A 17,828-nucleotide genomic window follows, 5' to 3' on the forward strand; every position below is an offset into this window, starting at 1 on the left:
ACTCCATACGGTAGGGTGATGACATACGATGCGTACGATTGATTTTTCTTTAAGGCAATCCATATTGCGTAGAAGCAAGCTGTCCACTTTGATGGTCGCTTGCTTCGTGCTGTTAAACCTGTTGTTTTTGCTGGTAATTATTTGGCTGTCCTATCGCTCCTTCTCGAATGTGACCTTTAGCGAAATTAGCAAGGCACGGCTGGCGCTGCTGAATGAAAGCACGAATCGCGGCTTTGATTTTATGACGAATATGACAAATACAGCGTATACGGTCGTCAGCAACAAAGAGGTAAAGGACAAGCTGGAGGCGGAAGCTAAATCCAAATATGACATGCTCATTAAACGGCGGGAAATTTCCGACTTGCTGCATCATACGCTCGTCGTTAATTCCGGCATCAGCTCGATTGAAATTTATAGCGATAAATTTAATGATGTGCCTTATAATTCTACAGATCTTGTATTTCCGGTGAGCAAGCTCGCTGATCAAAAATGGTTTTCCGCCTTGGAGAAGGCCGATGCCATTTGGATTCCGGAAGAAGAAAACGCTTCCTCGAAGTCGCTCATCGGATATGCCCAGCATATGTTCGACAGCAAGGGGCGGACGATGGGCTATTTGGTCATCAGCATGTCGCAGCAGGATGTATTGCGAAATTTTGCCGATGTGCCGATGGTGCTGGAGGGACAGGTGCTTGTCGTGGATACGGCGGGCAACATTATTGTGAAGGTGAATGACTCGCAGGTGCAGGGCGAGGAGGTCATCCTTGATGCGCAGTGGCTTGGTGAACGCTCGAAAACGCTTAGTGACGGATATGAGCTGCTGCGCAGGGACGATCAGTCGTATTTGGTCGTGTTCTCCAAGCCGAGCTCGGTGCAGTGGCGACTCGTACAGACGATTCCGACCAGAACGCTGCTAAAGGCCACCTATGAGGCGGGCTGGTATGTGCTGGGCATTGGTATATTAAGCCTGCTGCTTTCGGCTATATTGACCTATTGGTTTGTAAAAAGCATTATCAAGCCGCTGCGCCGATTGATGGCTGAGATGAAGCGGCTGGAGCGCGGCGACTTTCAGGCGAAAGCGACAAGCGCCTTCACCGAGGAATATGCGCAGCTTTCCTATAGCTTCAACCATATGGTATCGCGCCTGAAAGAGTCGATGGACGATGTGAAGAAGGAGAGCAAGGCGAAGCGCGATGCCCAGACGAGCTTGCTGGAGGCGCAGATTAAGCCGCATTTTCTGTATAATACGCTCGATATGATCCACTGGCGAGCGCTCGATTATAAAGCGGATGATATTAGCTTTATGATTACGCAGCTCGGCAAGCTGCTGCGTATTGGCCTGAGCGGGGGCAAGCTGTTCATCCACGTGCGCGATGAGCTGGAGCATGCCCGCTGTTATCTCAGCATCCAGCAGGAGCGGATGACGTTCCCGATCGCTTATACCGAGCGGGTATTGGACCCGCAAATTCGCGGCTATTATATCCCCAAAATTATTTTGCAGCCGCTTATTGAGAATGCAGTTATTCATGGCTGTCCTGCGGACAACGCGTCGGAGCTGGCGCTCTCTCTAGTTATTCGCGAGCAGCAGGTGCCAGGGCAAGCGCCTTATTTGGAAATGAGCCTGACTGATAATGGACGAGGCTTGCCCGATGATTGGCATATGGATAAGGCGACAGGCATCGGCATTCGCAATGTGCATACGCGCTTGCAGCTTTACTGCGGACCTTTATATGGCTTGCAGCTCGCAAATAGTGAGCAGGGGGGCGTGAAGGTGACAGTGAAGCTGCCGATCATTGAAACGGAAGATCAATTAAAACGGTTGCTGGACGGTGTATAAGGATGAAATCAGTGCTTCTTGTAGATGATGAGCCGCATATTATTGCGGCGCTGACGCGGCATGTAGGCTGGGAGAAGCTGGGGCTGCGAATCGCGGGCACGGCTGCGAATGGCTTGCAGGCGCTGGAGAGCTACCGCGAGCTGAAGCCGGATCTCGTTATTACGGATGTGAATATGCCGCAGATGAACGGGCTTGCGCTTGTTGAAGCGCTGCGGCAGGAGGATGCGGGCTTGCCGATTGTGATTTTGAGCGGCTTCGATGAGTTTGAAAATGCGCGGCAGGCGATGCGCTGGGGCGTGCATCATTTTTTGCTGAAGCCTGCTGCTGTTACGGAAATCGAAGGCGTACTCGCTGAAATTATGTGCGAGCTGGACTTGCAGGCGGAGAAGCTGCGGCTGGAGGAGCATTACAAGCTGGAGCTTGACCGGCTGCTGCCGTATTTGCGCGAGCGCTTGTTCACTGAGCTGCTGACGACTCGGTATCAGCCGCATGAGCTGCACGAGGAGCGGCTTGCTTATTTAAACATACCTTCGCCAAAGCAGGCGGCGGTCGTGAGCTTGCAGTTGACGCGCCCCGCGCTGCTTACAAAGCTGAAGGAGCGGGACTGGCAGCTGCTCAAATTCGGCGCGAACAACATCATTCGTGAAATGCTGGCAGGTAAAATGGCTGACACTCCAATTTACGGCTATGCGATTGATTACTCCGATCGGCTGTTCGTACTTATTCTGATGTCCGAGCAGGCGCAGGCGGAGGAGCTGTACCTGGTATGTGAGGAGCTCGCCTACAGCTTGACGGAGAAAATAACGGCGCTGCTTAAGCTGGAGGCTACCGCAGGCATTGGTTCGGTGCGAAGCAGCCTGCATGAGCTGATTGATTCGTATTTGGAAAGCCGCGTGGCACTGGAGGCGGCGGAATTTCAGGGTACAAGCCAGGTGTATCCTTATGCAGAATGGGCACAGCTGGATACGACGTATGACCAATATGCGCCTCTGCTTAAGCAGTGGAATGAGGCGCTGACAGGCAAGGATTTGGAGCGGGCAGCCCACCAGTGGGAAGCGATTTATAATCAGCTACAAAAGGAAGCGAGCGGCTCGCTTACGGATATTCAGACAATATGTGTCGGCTTGTTCAGCTCGCTGACTTTTTTCTGGAATGAGGCGTTCGCCCAGCATCAGCCGCCCCGCACGCTGTCGCAATTTTTGCAGGGCATCCAGCAGCATTTGACGCTTGGCAGCCTAGTGCGCTGGATGAATGAGCTGGTGGAGGAATGGCTGCAAAGCGCGGCGCAGGAAATTTCCGGCCGAAAAAGCAATCGGCTTGTCGATAGCGTGAAGCAGTATGTTGCGGCGAATTTCAGCCAGGAAATTAGCTTTGCAGCCATCGCCAAGGAGCTGTTCGTGCACCCGAAATATTTAAGCCAGCTGTTCAAGCGGGTAACAGGGCAAAACTTTGTGCATTATTTGAATGATTACCGTATTCATAAAGCGATCGACTATTTGCAGTCGGGCCATCATATGGTGTACGAGGTCAGCGAAATGGTCGGCTTCAATAATCCAACCTATTTCAGCCAAGTGTTCAAAATGAGCACGGGGAAAAGCCCCTCGGATTATTTTAGAGTGTGAAATTATAGAATCACAGATATTCCTCAGCAATGGCATGGGTTAATCTATGAAGCAATTAAAATAAAGCGCCTTCGTCCTGACCGTTGTTATGATTCAAATGAAAAGCGATTAGCTGACTTAGTGGCATTGCTTCGTTATGTTCACCTAGAAGCTAATCGATCTTTTGATGATTCGCTTGATTTGTTGAACGAATAGATAGCGGTACAAGGCATAAAGAGAAGCTTGGCGGACACAGTAGCCGCTATTTCAACCGAATTATGGGTTAAGGGAGAGGTGGCGGATACAGTAGCCGCTAATACGCTGCCAAATGCTATTTTGACGGGATGAGGAGGACCATAACGGCTTTCCTGTCCACTTACGGTCCAAAATCGGGTTAAAAGCTGGAATAGCGGAATCTCAGTCCTCGAAAAATGGAGTGAACATCCCGAGCTCCGGCTTCCCGGCCGAAGTGGTCTGTCTCGACAAAAAGCACATGATGATAGAGAGTGGGCTTCTACTCATAACGATAAAAAGCCCTCTACAATGAACAGAAGTAGTCCGTAATGTTCCCCACGAGTGCATACCCCTTTTTTTATGAGGTTCCAAGCACTTTTCCCCCCGAAAAAAAGCTCATCATATTTCTTCTTTTCCCTGTTAATGCTAAACTAAGGTCTGATTAGCGGCAAGCAGGGCGCAGGTGTTGCAAAGGCCGCTCTCAACTTACTTACGACATAGCAAAGGCGGTCTACTCATGCGCAATATTTGGAATATTTATAAAACAGATTGGCTCCATATTTTACGGGTGCCTACCGGCATTTTTCTTATTTTAGCAATCATATTGCTCCCTGGCTTGTACGATTGGGTCAATATTAAGTCGGTGTGGGACCCTTACAGCAACACGCAAGGTATAAAAATTGCCGTCACGAGCCTCGATGCGGGAGCGGATGTTCAAGGCAAGACCGTTAATATCGGTCAGGAGCTAGTGGCAAGCTTGCAAAAAAACGAGAAGCTGGGCTGGACGTTCGTAGGTGAGGAGGAAGCGATGGCTGGTGTTGAAAAAGGCATCTATTATGCCAGCCTGCTTATACCAGCCGACTTCTCAGCCAAAATAACGGGCATTATCGAAGGTAAAATCGAGCGGCCGGAAGTCATTTATACGGTCAATGAAAAGGTGAACGCCATTGCGCCGAAAATTACCGGCTCCGGCGTTTCCGCAATTACGAAGCAAATTAACGAAGGCTTCACAGAAGCTGTCAGCGAAGCCGTACTGACGAAATTGAAAGAGGCGGGCGTAGAAATTGAAGCGGAGCTGCCGACCATTCGCAAAGTCGAGAACGGTATTTTCAGTCTGGAAAGCCATTTGCCTGAAATTGAAGCGGCTGGACAGAAGGTACTGGATATCGAGGGCAAGCTGCCAGAAATCAACGAGAAGGCGCAAAAAATAATTGAGCTTCAGCAGAAGCTGCCGGAAATAAATGCTGCTGCGCAATATGTGTTAAAGCTCCAGCAATATTGGCCGAAAATCAGCGATGCCGCATCAGAGGTGCTCGTCATTCAGGAGAAGCTTCCTGAAATTCAGAAGGCGGCACAGCGCATTCAGGAGGTCGATGCCCATTTCGACCGCGTGAGCGAGGTGGTCGACACGGCGCTGGATAAAACGAATACAGCGCTCGGCATTGTGACGACGGCTGAGGAGCAGCTGCCGAAGCTTGAAGCGCTGGGTGGAGACGCGATCGCTTTTGCAGATGGACTGAACGATTTTTTAGCGTCGAGCCAGGATGCCTTTCAAACCATTAGCCCGACCTTGAAGCAAAATTTGCTGCTGATCAAGCAAATTGCTGATGCTGCCGAGCTGCTGACAGCAAGGCTGCAGGAGGCGGATCTTAGCAAGCTGCCGACTTCGGCGGAGGTGCAGGCGCTCTCGGATCGGCTCAGTACGGCAGCAGGTGTAATCGGCAACATAACTAATGTGCTGTCGACGATTATCAGCCATTTGCCGGACGGGCAGCTAGGCGGAACTATTGGACGGCTGAGCAGTCTTGAAGATAAGCTGAATACGCAAGCTCAGCTGCTTGGCATCATTAAGGAAGCGATGGACCGGGGAACCGCGCCGCCAGAGGAAATTGTAGCGCGGCTCCACGCGGTAACGGAGCAGGTGAGCAGCGATCTTGGCTACGTGCTGGAGCATTACGACAGCGAAATCGTGCCCGCGATTACCGAAGGCTTGAGCAAATTGCAGCAGCTTGGAGCGGCAGCGTCCGATGTGCTGCAAACGGCGAAGAGCAAGCTGCCGGATATCGCGGAGCTGCTCAAGGCTGCGCGTGAAGGGCTGACGTTCGGGCAGCAGGAGCTGCTCCGCATTCAAGCAGAGCTGCCGGAAATCCGCACGAAGGTGCATGAAATAGCGACGACTTTGCAAAGCAAGACGGATGCCTTCGTAAATGCGATCAACACAGCAGCGCCGTTTATCCGCAATGATTTGCCTGCTATCGGCAAAAAAATCGACGCAGCCGCAGCTTTTGTTCAGAACGATTTGCCTGAGGCGGAAAAAGAGCTGGCTAAGCTCGCCGATTTTGTCAAATACCAGCTTCCGGAGCTTACGGCCAGCGTGAAGCGCGTTGCCGGACTTGTCCGCGACGATCTGCCGCAGCTGGAGGAAGCGATTCGTAAAGCGGCGGACAAACTGCGCGAAGTAAAGGCTGACAATAGCTTTGCTGAGCTTGCGAAGCTGCTGCGCGGAGATATTAAGAAGGAAAGCGAGTTTTTAGCAAGTCCTGTGCTGATTAAGGAAAATCAGCTGTATGCGATTCCTAACTACGGCTCGGCGATGTCGCCCTTTTACGGCGTGCTGTCGCTTTGGGTAGGAGCCACGCTGCTTATCTCGCTGCTCCGCTCGGAGGCAGACAATCCCAGTGGAAGCTATCGCGGCTACCAGCTGTATTTGGGGCGCCTTGGCACCTTTTTAACGATTGGACTATTGCAGGCATTATGCGTAACGCTGGGAGACTTTTTTATTTTAGGCGCATACGTTGCAGATAAGCTGTGGTTTGTATTATTCGCGATGCTCGTCAGCGTCGTATTTGTCACCATTACGTATACGCTGCTGTCAGTGTTCGGCAATGCGGGCAAGGGAATTGCGATTATTTTTATGGTGTTTCAATTTTCCAGCTCAGGCGGGACGTTTCCGATCAGCATGACGTCGCCTTTTTTCCAGGCGCTGAATCCGTTTATGCCATTTACGTATGCGATTAGCTTGCTGCGCGAAGCGGTGGGCGGCATTTTGCGGGAAACGGTGCTGAAGGATGTACTGTTCCTGCTCGGCTTTATCGCCATTAGCCTTTTCATTGCCCTCGTGCTCAAGCGCCCGCTTAGCAGCATCATTAAGCGCTCGTCCGACAATGCGAAGAAGACTAAAATTATAGCCTAGAGATTAAGGGGAAACGTATGAAAACGTATGAACAGTTTGTGGGAGAAATCCTTGCGGCGGCGCAGACTGCGGGACTGCAAATTTATCAAAATAAAAACCGGCTGGAAACAAGGTCGCTGGATCGCGAGTTTTCGTTTTTTTGCACGCCAAGGGCACACCAGCAACCGTATCAGACGAGCGCCTCTATGTCTTTTGAATGGAGCAGCGTGCTGACGGCGGAATCACTGCGTGAGCGGGAGGAGGAGGCAATGCAGCCTCCAATCCTCAGTGTGCTTCGCAGCGCCGCCGACGATGCTATGAAGGATGAGCCTTGTACACAGCTGCATATTCAATATGAGTTCGAGGTAGCGGAAAATTTTCAAACGATGACGGATGAAATCAATCAGCAGCTGCTGACGATTTTTCGCCAGTCTATGGGCCACACCAACGTTCCGGTTATAAAATGGGAGCTGATTATTCAAGCCAGCGGTGAAAATCATATTTCTAAAATATCAGCGCAGCAGCACTGGAGCATTCCTCTGCTGTCGGATTCAGGCCTTGGCCCGATTATGGCTGAGGTTAGCGATGTTTTAATCGCGATAAGCGAGCTGCCTTTTATCAAAAAAGGGATGCAATAGCCCCATTTAAATAGAGCGTAGAAACGAGACTTCAGTTGTTCAACTGACGATCTCGTTTTTTTATTCTTGACAGCAGCAACCACCTTACATACAATAAGAGCGTATCGAATGAAACCCCTTACATAAAGCGCGGGGTTGTTTTTATTCTTTTTATGAAACCCGTTACATGAAATGGATTTCATAATTGCTGGCGTGGGGGAGACATATTAGGATATGGAACGAGGGGAACTGAAGGACTGGCGTTTATTCCTAACAATGATGGGAGATGAAGGATTTGAAAAAGCCGAATAAAGTTATTCCACTGACACTTGCACTATGCTTAGCAGGTTCAATGGGCAGCTGGACGACAGGGAAGTCGAATGCCGCAACAACGGTTTCCGTAGATCCAAGTACGCAATATCAGACGTTGGACGGCTGGGGCACCTCGCTCGCTTGGTGGGGTAATGTTGTTGGGGGCTGGAACAATACGATGGAGGATGAAATTGTCGATAAAATATTTGATCCGGTCAATGGTCTAGGCTTTAATATTGTCAGATACAATATCGGCGGCGGGGAAAATCCTGCTCACAACCATATGGATGCCAGACCAGGCGCAGAGATGCCGGGGTTCAAGGAAACGGAAGCGAGTGCCTACAACTGGCTGGCGGATGAAAATCAGATCAGCGTATTGAGAGCAGCGAAGGCGAATGGCGCCAATACGTTCGAGGCATTTGCCAATGCTGCTCCCTACTGGATGACGATTAACCTTTGTGCTTCAGGCAGCGCGGATGGCGGCAATAATTTGAAGACGGATTATTATGATGATTTTGCTGCGTATTTAACCGATGTCGTCAAGCATTTCAGAACGTCTGAAAATATTACCTTTAACACGGTTACTCCGCTCAATGAGCCGAGCTCGACTTGGTGGAAGGGCGTTCAGGCGAATGGGGCTGGCGGAAACAATCAGGAGGGCCTGCATTTTGATGTGGCGAACCAGCAGCAGATCATTAGTGAGCTGTACAATAAGCTGTCCACAGAAGGAGAGCTGAACTACACGAAGATCAGCGGGCCAGAGGAATACAATATCGACAGCACCTTCAGCACTTATAATCAATACGATGCCGCAACGAAAGAAAAAATTTCCCGCATTAATACGCATAGCTACGGAACGAGAGCGCAGGAGCTGGGCCTGAAAAATCTCGCTGCGCAGCAGGGGAAAAAGGTGTGGATTTCCGAGCTTGGCAATAACGGTACTGGGGATCGCTACAATATTGATGCCAGCATGGTTCTTTCCAATACGATTTTGAAGGATTTAAAGGATTTGAAGGCGACGGGCTGGAACTACTGGCAAGCGATTGAGGATTCTGCGGGCGACAACAACTACGGCCTAATTAAGGCCAATTTCGTTGGAGAGAACGGCTATATTGTAACGAAAAAGTATTATGCGATGGGCAACTACAGCAAATATATTAAACAAGGCTACAAAATGATCGGCATTAATAATGGGAAGTCGCTTGCCGCTTATGATGAGGCATCTCAGAAGCTAGTCATCGTCACAACGAACGATACGACAACGGCGCAGGACTTTACGTATGATTTGTCGGGCTTTACTGCTGTAGGAAGCGGAGAAGCGGTACGGACATCGCAAACGGAAAATCTTGCTCCACTCAGCATCTCGGTTGCGAATAAACAATTTACGCATACGGCAGCGCCGAGGTCGGTCACGACCTATGTCATTTCTGGCGCCGTATATACAACGCCTGCACAGCTCACCTTTGATCCAAACGCTGATTACAAAATTGTAAACCGCAATAGTGGAAAAGTGTTGTCGATAGCCGGTACGGATAAAAACGCGGATGGAGCAAATATTCAGCAGTTCACGGATACGGGAGCAGCGTATCAAAGATGGCAAATCGTCAACGTAGGTGGTGGCTCCTTCATAATCGTTAATCGTCAAAGCGGTGATTTTATGGATATTAATGGTTCCTCAGTCGCTGACGGAGCTTTAAATATTCAGTGGCCGAACAATGGCGGAGTTAATCAGCAATGGAAAATTACGAGCACTGGCAATGGATATTATAAAATAAGCAATCAAAACAGCGGCAAATTTTTAGATATTAATAGCAGCTCGCTGCTTGATGGTGCGCAAAGCATCCAATGGCCGTCCAATAATGGAAACAACCAGCAATGGCAAATCATTTCATAGTTTAGGCTTAAACCTTGTTCATAAACCGCTTTTATGTAATCCGTTTCATAAAGGCTGTTCATCTGTTATTATGGATTTAATAACAGCTGAGACAAGGAAGGAAGCCCATGAAGGACATAACCATATACGATATAGCAAGGGAGACGAATGTGTCTGTTGCAACCGTTTCGCGCGTCATTAATGATACAGCTCCAGTTAAAGCGAGCACGAGAGAGAAAATTATGAAGGTCATTGAAAAATATCAGTTTCAACCCAATGCTTTAGCCCGCAGTTTGCTAAAAAAAGAAACGGGCACGATAGCTATGATTTTGCCGGACATTACTAATCCCTTTTTTCCTGAAGTTTTCTGGGGGGCGGAAAATGCAGCGAGGGAAAAAGGGTACACTTTTTTTCTCTGCAATACAGCCGGAGAATACAGCCGGGAATCCGAATATTTGAGCATTCTTAGGGAGAAGCGTGTGGATGGCATTATTTTTCTGGGCGGCCGGATTAATTTGACCCATTGTCCCCCTGCTTTATATCAGGAAGTGATTGAGCTGGCAAAGCTTGTGCCTATCGTACTGGTGAATGGCCATTTGCCGAAAAGCGGTCTGCACCGCATATATACCGATGAAGAGGCGGGAGCGGCATTAGCCACGCAGCATCTGATTGATCTCGGGCACCGAGATATCGGTTTTATTGGTGGAATGGCAAATACGTCAACGGCACAATCCAAAATTAAAGCGGTCAAAAAGAAGCTGAGGGAGCATGAGCTGACGCTGAACAAGGATTGGATGAAAACCGGAGAGTTTTCCTTGCAGGGCGGCCGGAAATTAATGAGCGAAATGCTGGATCAGTCGCAGCGGCCGACTGCTGTTTTGTGCGTGAACGATTTCGCAGCGATCGGTGCGATTAAGGCAGCTTTAGAGTATGGCCTGCGTATTCCTGAGGATATATCCATCGTCGGCTTCGATGATTCTCCGTTGTCCACGGCGGTTATACCGGAATTGACGACGGTTTCGCAAAATGCGAAAGAGCTTGGGGAGCTTGCAGTAGAGACGCTGAATTTAATATTGAATCATAAAAATCCGAAAAAACAAACGATTTTACAGCCAAGGCTGGTCGTGCGAAGCAGTACAGGGAAGTGGCAGGGCTAGGAGAAGGTGTGACAATAGGAAACGCTCGATAAGCTATCGAGCCTTTTATTTTCATTAAAATGAAACCCATTACATGAAACGCATTTCATTATTATAAGGAGGCGGCAGCAATGAGACAAAGATTAGTGATGGCGTTTGTATTTATTTTTGTAGTTGCATGCATTTTATCAGGGTGCAGCGGTGGCAATGAAGGTGCGTCCGGGAAGAGGAGCGGCGAAGGCAGCAGCGGTCATTCAGATCAGAAGGTAGATTTGACATTAACGATGTGGGGCTCCGAAAGCGACAAGCAGGTGATGGAGAAACGACTTGCGATTATGAATAAAACGTATCCAAACTATAATGTCAATGTGCTGCTTGTAGCAGGCGAGTATGACCAGAAGGTACAGACGATGATAGCGGGCGGCACGCCTCCCGACATTATGATGATTGCGGAAAACTATCAGGTGTATGCAAGCAAAAATCAAATTATTCCGCTCGATGATTTAATGACAGCGAATCAATTTCATCTAAATGAAACATACAGCGAAGATGTTGCCAGCCTCATGAGCTACGATGGCAAGCATTACGGCATGGTGGATCGTGCAGGCGCGATGGTCGTTTTTTATAATAAGGACTTGTTCGACAAAGCGGGTGTCGCGTACCCGTCGAAGGATTGGACGCAGAAGGAGATGCTGGAGGCTGCTAAGAAGCTGACTGTAAAAGAAGCAGGCAAGACGGTGCAATGGGGCTACTACCCGGGCTCGTGGTGGCCGCAGTGGATGCAGCTGGTTTATCAGAACGGCGGGTCATTGTTTGACGATAATAATAAGCCGACCTTTGATACGCCGCAGGTTCGGGAGGCGCTCCAGCTGCTGAATGATATGAATTACAAATATGGCACGTCGCCAACTCCGGTTGAAATTGCAGATATGGGCAATATTGGCGCAGATCCATTGTTCGCTCAAGGCAAAATCGCGATGGAAACGACGGGCTTCTGGAATATGGGCTCCTTGTCCAAGGTTGAAGGCATTAATTGGGATATTTCACCGGTTTGGGGCGAAACGAATGCCTTCTTCAACGGCTTGACGATTACGAAGGATTCCGCGCATCAGGAGGAAGCGTTCAAGGTCATCGCTGCCTTGACGACTCTGGAGGCGCAAATGCCAATTATTGAGAGCGGGCAAGATGCTCCTGCTACGAAAGCAGCGCTGGCTAGCGACGCTTTTCTGAATGCCGAATATGGCGGTCAGAAAATAAATATGAACGCCTTTGGCGAATCCAAGCTGTATAAGCAGCCTTTGAATCCAAAATGGAATGAAATGATGAAAATTATTGACGATAAGCTGGCACCATTTTTCTTCAATAAAACGAGCCTCGACGATACCGTGCAGCAAATCCAGCAGGGACTAGATAAGCTTTATAAATAAGCGGGCTGAATAGCCAGCAGCGGACTAGGTTTCCAGACGGCAGGCTTGACGGCAGCGGATGGGCTGTTATTAGGTCAGTCCCTGCCTCATAAAAGCGCGGTGTAAACGTGGAGGTGTATGTAATGAGGAAAAAGGACGGGCAATGGTTTTATATTTTTATTTCACCTTGGTTAATTGGTTTTCTCGGCCTGACATTTGGCCCGATTTTATTCTCGATCTATATGAGCTTTACGGACTGGGACCTGTTTCAGTCCCCGCATTTTATTGGACTGGAAAATTATGTGACGTTATTGACGGATGATCCGATTTTCTGGAAAGCCGTAGGCAACACCTTTTTTTATGCCTGTATCGCCGTACCGGCGGGGTTGATCCTTTCACTTTGGATCGCTTATTATTTGAACAAAAAGCTGAGGGGCATTACTTTTTTTCGGGTGCTTTATTATTTGCCTTCAGTTGTGCCGGTTGTAGCAGCTTCCTTGCTGTTTAAGCAGTTGTTTGCCCCGACAGAAGGATTGATTAATCGCTTTCTGGCTTGGTTTGGCTTAGAGGGGCCGCAGTGGCTGCTAGATGCGAGCTGGGTAAAGCCGGCGCTTGTCGTGATGTCGCTCTGGGGAGTGGGCGGCGGAATCGTACTGCTGCTGGCGGGCATGAAGGGCATACCGCAGGAGCTGTATGAGGCGTCGTCGATTGACGGAGCGAGCAGCGGACAAAGCTTTTTCGCGATTACGTTTCCGATGCTTACGCCGATTATTTTCTTCAATCTGGTCACGGGCATTATTGGTGCTCTGCAAACCTTTGCGCAGGTTTTCATTGTGACGCAAGGCGGGCCGGATAATGCAAGCCAGATGATCGTGCCTTATTTGTTCCAGAACGCCTTCAAATTTTACAAAATGGGCTATGCCTCCTCAATCGCCTGGATGCTGTTCCTCATTATTTTAGTGCTGACATTGTTTGTTTTCCGATCATCCGCGCTGTGGGTGCATTATGAGGAGGGGAAAGGAAATGGATAAACGCTCCAGGCTGGAAAAAAGTATTTCTTACTTGATCTTAGCGGTTTTCGGCTTTCTGCTGTTTGCTCCGTTCGTCTATATGCTGTCTGCCGCTTTTGCCAGTGACGCAACGACGGTAAAGGGAGCGTTCACCTTCCTTCCACAGGAGCTTGAGCTCAGCAATTTTGAGAAGGTTTTTACAGATTATCATTTGGGCACTTATTTGAAAAATAGTACGATTTTAGTGCTGTGGACTGTCATCGGCTCCGTCTTTTCCGCTTCTTTCGTATCGTACGGCTTTGCTCGTATTCGAGCGAAGGGCAGCACGCTATTGTTTATTGTGCTTCTTAGTACGATGATGCTTCCAAGTGAGGTAACGATGGTGCCTCAGTTTATTATTTTCAAGGAGCTGGGCTGGGTGAATACCTTTTTACCGCTCATCGTACCGAGCTTTTTCGCAGGTGCTTACAATGTGTTTCTCATTCGTCAGTTTGTAATGGCGCTTCCGAAGTCGCTCGATGAAGCGGCGATGATTGATGGTTTAGGTCATTTCGGTATATATTCGAAAATCATTTTGCCGATGACGACGCCCATATTAGCAGCAATCGCGATTTTCTCTTTTACGTACAACTGGGGAAGCTTTATGGGGCCGCTCATTTATATTAATGATCCTGAGAAGACGCCGCTAGCGCTAGGTGTGCAGCTTATCAGTACAGCAACGGGCGGACAAATGCCGCCTTGGAATATGGTGATGGTTGCTTCGCTGTTTTTAACGATTCCGATGATCCTTGTGTATATGCTCGGCCAACGGTTTGTTTATGAAGCGAATATTAGCGGCGGCAGCAGCGCGATTAAATAAAGAAGCAAGAAGAAATGGGGGAATATAAATGAACAGAGTGCAAGATAAGTGGGGGACAGCTCCAATCGGCATTGATCCACAGCAAGGATATGACGGCTTTGAAGGCTGGGGTACTTCGCTCGTTTGGTGGGGGCATATACTCGGTCAGTGGTCTGACCGTGCCAAGCTGGATGAAGTGCTGGATTTAATATTTCATGCGAAGCGGGGACTTGGGCTGAATATTGTCCGCTATAATATCGGCGGCGGGGAAAATCCGCATATTAAGCCGAATTCGCTGCGCCCGGGCGGAGATGTTCCCGGGTTTCAGCCCGAAGAGGGTGTGTGGGATTGGGAGGCGGATGAGGGACAGCGAACCGTACTGTTAGGCGCCTTGCAGCGCGGAGTGACGATTGCGGAAGCATTTTCCAACTCGCCGCCTTATTGGATGACGCAGAGCGGTTCGGTAACAGGAGCCGCCGATGGGAAAAATAATTTGAAAGACGATTATTATGAGGCGTTTGCCCATTATTTGACGGAGGTTGTAAAGCAATATAAGGAGCGCTGGGGTGTGACGTTCCGGACGCTGAATCCGCTGAATGAACCGATCTCCGCCTGGTGGAAAACGGGCAATATACAGGAGGGCTGCCATTTTAGCATAGACAAGCAGATTGAGATCATAAAGAAGGTACGTGACGCCTTGCAGGCGAAAGGGATGACGGATACGGGAATCAGCGGGCCCGATGAGAACAGTCTGGATGAGATGATGGAGGTGCTCGAAGGGTATGACGAGGAGACGCTCGGCTGCCTTGTCCAAATCAATGCCCATACGTATAACGGAAACCAGATGGAGCAGCTGCGCGAGCTGGCGCAGAAGGCGGGAAAGCGGCTATGGATGTCCGAATATGGCACAGGCGGTGATGGCTCGCACAACCATCAGGATATGAGCAGTGTTATGGAGCTAGCTGAGCGGGTAATCCATGATTTGTCGATTTTGCAGCCAGCAGCATGGGTGTATTGGCAGGCGGTTGAGGATGAAGGAGCGAACAATAATTGGGGTTTTATCCATGCCGATTTCCGAGGGGATGAGAGCTATGAGCTGACGAAGCAATATTATGCGATGGCGAACTTCAGCCGGTTTATTTTGCCCGGCTCGCGGATTATTCCGACTGCTGACGCGCGCACGGTTGCTGCTTATCATGCTGAGCACGGGCAGCTTGCGATTGTTGTCTGCAATGAACAGTCGGAGCAGCAGCTGGTATATGATTTGTCGGCCTTCGAGCTGAGGGATGCTTCTGTTAAAGTGTACCGAACGTCAGCCGAGCATAATTTGGAGGAGTCGAAAGCCGAGCTAGGTGCAAGCCACATCGAGCTGAAAGTCAGGGAGCAGTCGGTGACGACGATTGTCATTACAGGAGCAGGTATCAAATCGTGGGCTTAAGCTTGATTTTGGGCTGGCAGTATAGCTATAAATGGCTGTTTATTCATTGCGTTTCATAAAAAAGGACTAAAGTGGCTAGGGCGTGTCTGAGAACGCTGAGGGCAGCCAATTTTGCCGAATTTTCGTTCCATGCAAGGCGCGTTTGTGAAGGCGTACCGGGGGTACGGCAAGCAAACGGAACGAAGCAGGGGGCGGAAAGGCGGTGAAAAGGGCCACTGAACGGGTTTTCAGACATGCCCTACGTTTCGGCCTAGTCACTTGCTTCTTATATTGGAAATATCTCGGGTCAAGTTCAAAAAGGCTTCAATCGCTGGCGAAATCCACTTTTCTTCATGCCAAAACATTTGGATTGCAAACGATGTGGCGGTCAAATCCCAAGGTAATGGAACCAGTTCTCCACGATTCACTTCTGCGATCACGGCCATTGCAGGCAATATGGCGATACCCATTCCTATTTTCGCACATTGTTTAATGGCTTCCGCGCTGTTGAACTCCAATTCGGTAATGCCTCCCATGCCCTTCTGTGAAAGGCTTCGCTCAAAAAAAGTACGATAGGAGCAGCCCTTCTCCGTCAACAAAAAGGTTTCGCCATGAAAATCTTCAATGGCTAGTGCTGTATGTGCAGCCAAAGGGTGGTCAGGTGCTGCCAGTAAATAAAAGGGCTCGTCCAGCATTTTTTCTCCGCAAAACCCGGTCGCTTCCTTGCTCTCATCCAGCATGAAAATAATGTCAGCGTCCCCTTCCCGCAAGCTCTGTTTGAGGTTTGAATTAGCCAGCGGTCTGAAAATCAGCCGAACTCCTGGATAACTCAAGCGAAATCGGCGAAGTATGGCCGGCAGCCAATATGTACACAACGTTTCATCGGCACTTATGACCACCGTACCCGTCACCTCTCCAGATTGCTTAAGGGCATGCTGCGCTTCTTCAAGTGTGCTCAATATGTTATCTACATAACGCAAAAAATTTCTCCCCGAATCGGTCAGAGTCACTCTTTTATTCAAGCGATCGACGAGCTTGACACCCAGCTCATCCTCCAAGGACTTAATCTGCATCGTGACCGTTGAAGGAACATAGTTTTGTACTTCTGCAGTGCGGCTAAAGTTGAGCGTGGAAGCCAGCATATGAAAGGTTTTCAGTTGGCGCAATTCCATCGTTTCACCCCTTGATTCAAAAAAAATGAACGTTCTATTCGGAAACGTTTCTTTGACTTAACAATAGCATCGTCGTAGAGTGATGACAAGAAAGATAGACAATCTTAGCTAACAAAAGGAGATTTTGAAATGAGAGATTATGAAATTTATGAACTGGGGGATGTTCTGCTGCAAGCTGGCGACACTTTGCCAGATGCCATTCTCGCCTACAAAACCTATGGCACGCTAAATGCGGAAAAAAATAATGTAATTGTATATCCCACCTGGTTTGCAGGTCTACATACCGATAATGAATGGCTAATAGGACATGGCAAGGCACTGGACCCAGAAAAGTATTTTATCATCGTTCCGAATATGTTAGGTAATGGACTATCCTCCTCGCCAAGCAATACGCCAGCGCCTTATCATCAGGCTCATTTTCCACTGATTTCGATTTATGATAATGTGCGGCTGCAGCATCAGCTGGTTACTCAACATTTTGGCATTACAAAAATTGCCCTTGTTGTAGGCTGGTCACTAGGAGCGGTACAGACGTTTCAGTGGGGAGCAAGCTATCCCGATATGGTGGAACGAATCGCTCCCTTCGGAGGCACTGCCATGACTCGGCCGCATGCAAAGGTTGTATTTGAAGGAATGATTGCTGGCCTTCAGGCTGATTCTGCTTGGAGCAATGGTTTTTATATGCAGAAGCCTACAGCGGGATTGGCAGCCATGGGTCGAATCTATGCAGCCTGGGGCTTCTCTCAGGCTTATTATCGAGAACAGCTCTATAAGCAGGAGGGATACGATACACTGGAGGAATATCTTGTCGATTATTGGGATCAGGTGTTTTTGGACTTTGATGCAAATGATCTAATCACCATGTTACGTACGGGCATCGCCGGTGACATTAGTGCTAATCCGACGTATAACGGCGATTTTAAACGTGCATTAAGCGGGATTACAGCGCGGGCTCTGGTTATGCCGGGAAGTACGGACCTTTTCTTCCCTCCCCAGGATAACGAATATGAAGCACGGCATATGCCGAATGCGCTTTTCTTGCCAATCGAGTCAAAGTGGGGGCATTGCGCAGGCATTGGACAGCATAAACCAGATTCCGAATTTATAGATAAAAGTCTAAAAGATTTTTTGCTTCAATAAAGCCTTTCAATTTTCGTCCCCTTGACCTTCCCCTGCACGGGAAACTGTATACTCCTATTATGCAAT

Annotated in this window: 12 protein-coding genes; 11 read left to right on the forward strand and 1 reads right to left on the reverse strand. The window is 49.0% G+C overall.

What is annotated here, in order from left to right; genetic code table 11:
• Nucleotides 1-28 precede the first annotated feature (28 nt).
• The 10 genes from V5J77_RS08875 to V5J77_RS08920 all read left to right on the forward strand — a co-directional run bounded on the left by V5J77_RS08875 (nt 29) and on the right by V5J77_RS08920 (nt 15,471).
• Nucleotides 29-1,834: a histidine kinase gene (locus tag V5J77_RS08875; protein ID WP_338555410.1), complete on the forward strand. Its 1,806-nt coding sequence runs from the start codon at nt 29-31 to the stop codon at nt 1,832-1,834.
• Between the two features lie 2 nt (nt 1,835-1,836).
• Nucleotides 1,837-3,456 (forward strand): response regulator, encoded by a 1,620-nt coding sequence (locus tag V5J77_RS08880; protein WP_338555411.1) that lies wholly within the window; start codon nt 1,837-1,839, stop codon nt 3,454-3,456.
• A gap of 730 nt (nt 3,457-4,186) precedes the next feature.
• Nucleotides 4,187-6,862 carry a YhgE/Pip domain-containing protein gene (locus V5J77_RS08885; protein ID WP_338555412.1) on the forward strand — a complete coding sequence of 892 codons (2,676 nt, stop codon included), beginning with the start codon at nt 4,187-4,189 and terminating at the stop codon, nt 6,860-6,862.
• A 17-nt stretch (nt 6,863-6,879) separates the two neighbouring features.
• A complete protein-coding gene (locus V5J77_RS08890; RefSeq protein WP_338555413.1) occupies nt 6,880-7,479 on the forward strand; it encodes a hypothetical protein in 600 nt (199 codons plus the stop codon).
• 274 nt (nt 7,480-7,753) lie between these two features.
• Nucleotides 7,754-9,664 (forward strand): RICIN domain-containing protein, encoded by a 1,911-nt coding sequence (locus V5J77_RS08895; RefSeq protein WP_338555414.1) that lies wholly within the window; start codon nt 7,754-7,756, stop codon nt 9,662-9,664.
• Nucleotides 9,665-9,771: 107 nt separating this feature from the next.
• On the forward strand, nt 9,772-10,800 hold the full coding sequence (locus V5J77_RS08900; RefSeq protein ID WP_338555415.1) for a LacI family DNA-binding transcriptional regulator: 1,029 nt from the start codon (nt 9,772-9,774) through the stop codon (nt 10,798-10,800).
• A 110-nt stretch (nt 10,801-10,910) separates the two neighbouring features.
• On the forward strand, nt 10,911-12,206 hold the full coding sequence (locus V5J77_RS08905; RefSeq protein WP_338555416.1) for a sugar ABC transporter substrate-binding protein: 1,296 nt from the start codon (nt 10,911-10,913) through the stop codon (nt 12,204-12,206).
• A gap of 122 nt (nt 12,207-12,328) precedes the next feature.
• Entirely contained in the window at nt 12,329-13,216 is an 888-nt protein-coding gene (locus V5J77_RS08910) for a sugar ABC transporter permease (protein ID WP_338555417.1), read from the forward strand.
• The gene (locus V5J77_RS08915) at nt 13,209-14,054 is read left to right on the forward strand and encodes a carbohydrate ABC transporter permease (protein WP_338555418.1); all 846 of its coding nucleotides are present in this window, start codon (nt 13,209-13,211) and stop codon (nt 14,052-14,054) included. The genes V5J77_RS08910 and V5J77_RS08915 overlap by 8 nt, the downstream gene beginning before the upstream one ends.
• Before the next feature lie 28 nt (nt 14,055-14,082).
• Nucleotides 14,083-15,471 carry a glycoside hydrolase gene (locus V5J77_RS08920; RefSeq protein ID WP_338555419.1) on the forward strand — a complete coding sequence of 463 codons (1,389 nt, stop codon included), beginning with the start codon at nt 14,083-14,085 and terminating at the stop codon, nt 15,469-15,471.
• Between the two features lie 254 nt (nt 15,472-15,725).
• Here the strand turns inward: V5J77_RS08920 and V5J77_RS08925 are convergent, their stop codons facing one another.
• On the reverse strand, nt 15,726-16,622 hold the full coding sequence (locus V5J77_RS08925; protein WP_338555420.1) for a LysR family transcriptional regulator: 897 nt from the start codon (nt 16,620-16,622) through the stop codon (nt 15,726-15,728).
• Between the two features lie 129 nt (nt 16,623-16,751).
• Here V5J77_RS08925 and V5J77_RS08930 point away from each other — a divergent pair, with 129 nt between their 5' ends.
• A complete protein-coding gene (locus V5J77_RS08930) occupies nt 16,752-17,762 on the forward strand; it encodes an alpha/beta fold hydrolase (protein WP_338555421.1) in 1,011 nt (336 codons plus the stop codon).
• Nucleotides 17,763-17,828: the final 66 nt, after the last annotated feature.

This window comes from Paenibacillus sp. KS-LC4 (assembly GCF_036894955.1).
Classification (GTDB): domain Bacteria; phylum Bacillota; class Bacilli; order Paenibacillales; family Paenibacillaceae; genus Pristimantibacillus.

Coding starts and splice junctions, on each gene's coding strand:
- V5J77_RS08875 (WP_338555410.1), top strand. CDS start 29: ATGCGTACGATTGATTTTTCTTTAAGGCAATCCATATTGCGTAGAAGC.
- V5J77_RS08880 (WP_338555411.1), top strand. CDS start 1,837: ATGAAATCAGTGCTTCTTGTAGATGATGAGCCGCATATTATTGCGGCG.
- V5J77_RS08885 (WP_338555412.1), top strand. CDS start 4,187: ATGCGCAATATTTGGAATATTTATAAAACAGATTGGCTCCATATTTTA.
- V5J77_RS08890 (WP_338555413.1), top strand. CDS start 6,880: ATGAAAACGTATGAACAGTTTGTGGGAGAAATCCTTGCGGCGGCGCAG.
- V5J77_RS08900 (WP_338555415.1), top strand. CDS start 9,772: ATGAAGGACATAACCATATACGATATAGCAAGGGAGACGAATGTGTCT.
- V5J77_RS08905 (WP_338555416.1), top strand. CDS start 10,911: ATGAGACAAAGATTAGTGATGGCGTTTGTATTTATTTTTGTAGTTGCA.
- V5J77_RS08910 (WP_338555417.1), top strand. CDS start 12,329: ATGAGGAAAAAGGACGGGCAATGGTTTTATATTTTTATTTCACCTTGG.
- V5J77_RS08915 (WP_338555418.1), top strand. CDS start 13,209: ATGGATAAACGCTCCAGGCTGGAAAAAAGTATTTCTTACTTGATCTTA.
- V5J77_RS08920 (WP_338555419.1), top strand. CDS start 14,083: ATGAACAGAGTGCAAGATAAGTGGGGGACAGCTCCAATCGGCATTGAT.
- V5J77_RS08925 (WP_338555420.1), bottom strand. CDS start 16,622: ATGGAATTGCGCCAACTGAAAACCTTTCATATGCTGGCTTCCACGCTC.
- V5J77_RS08930 (WP_338555421.1), top strand. CDS start 16,752: ATGAGAGATTATGAAATTTATGAACTGGGGGATGTTCTGCTGCAAGCT.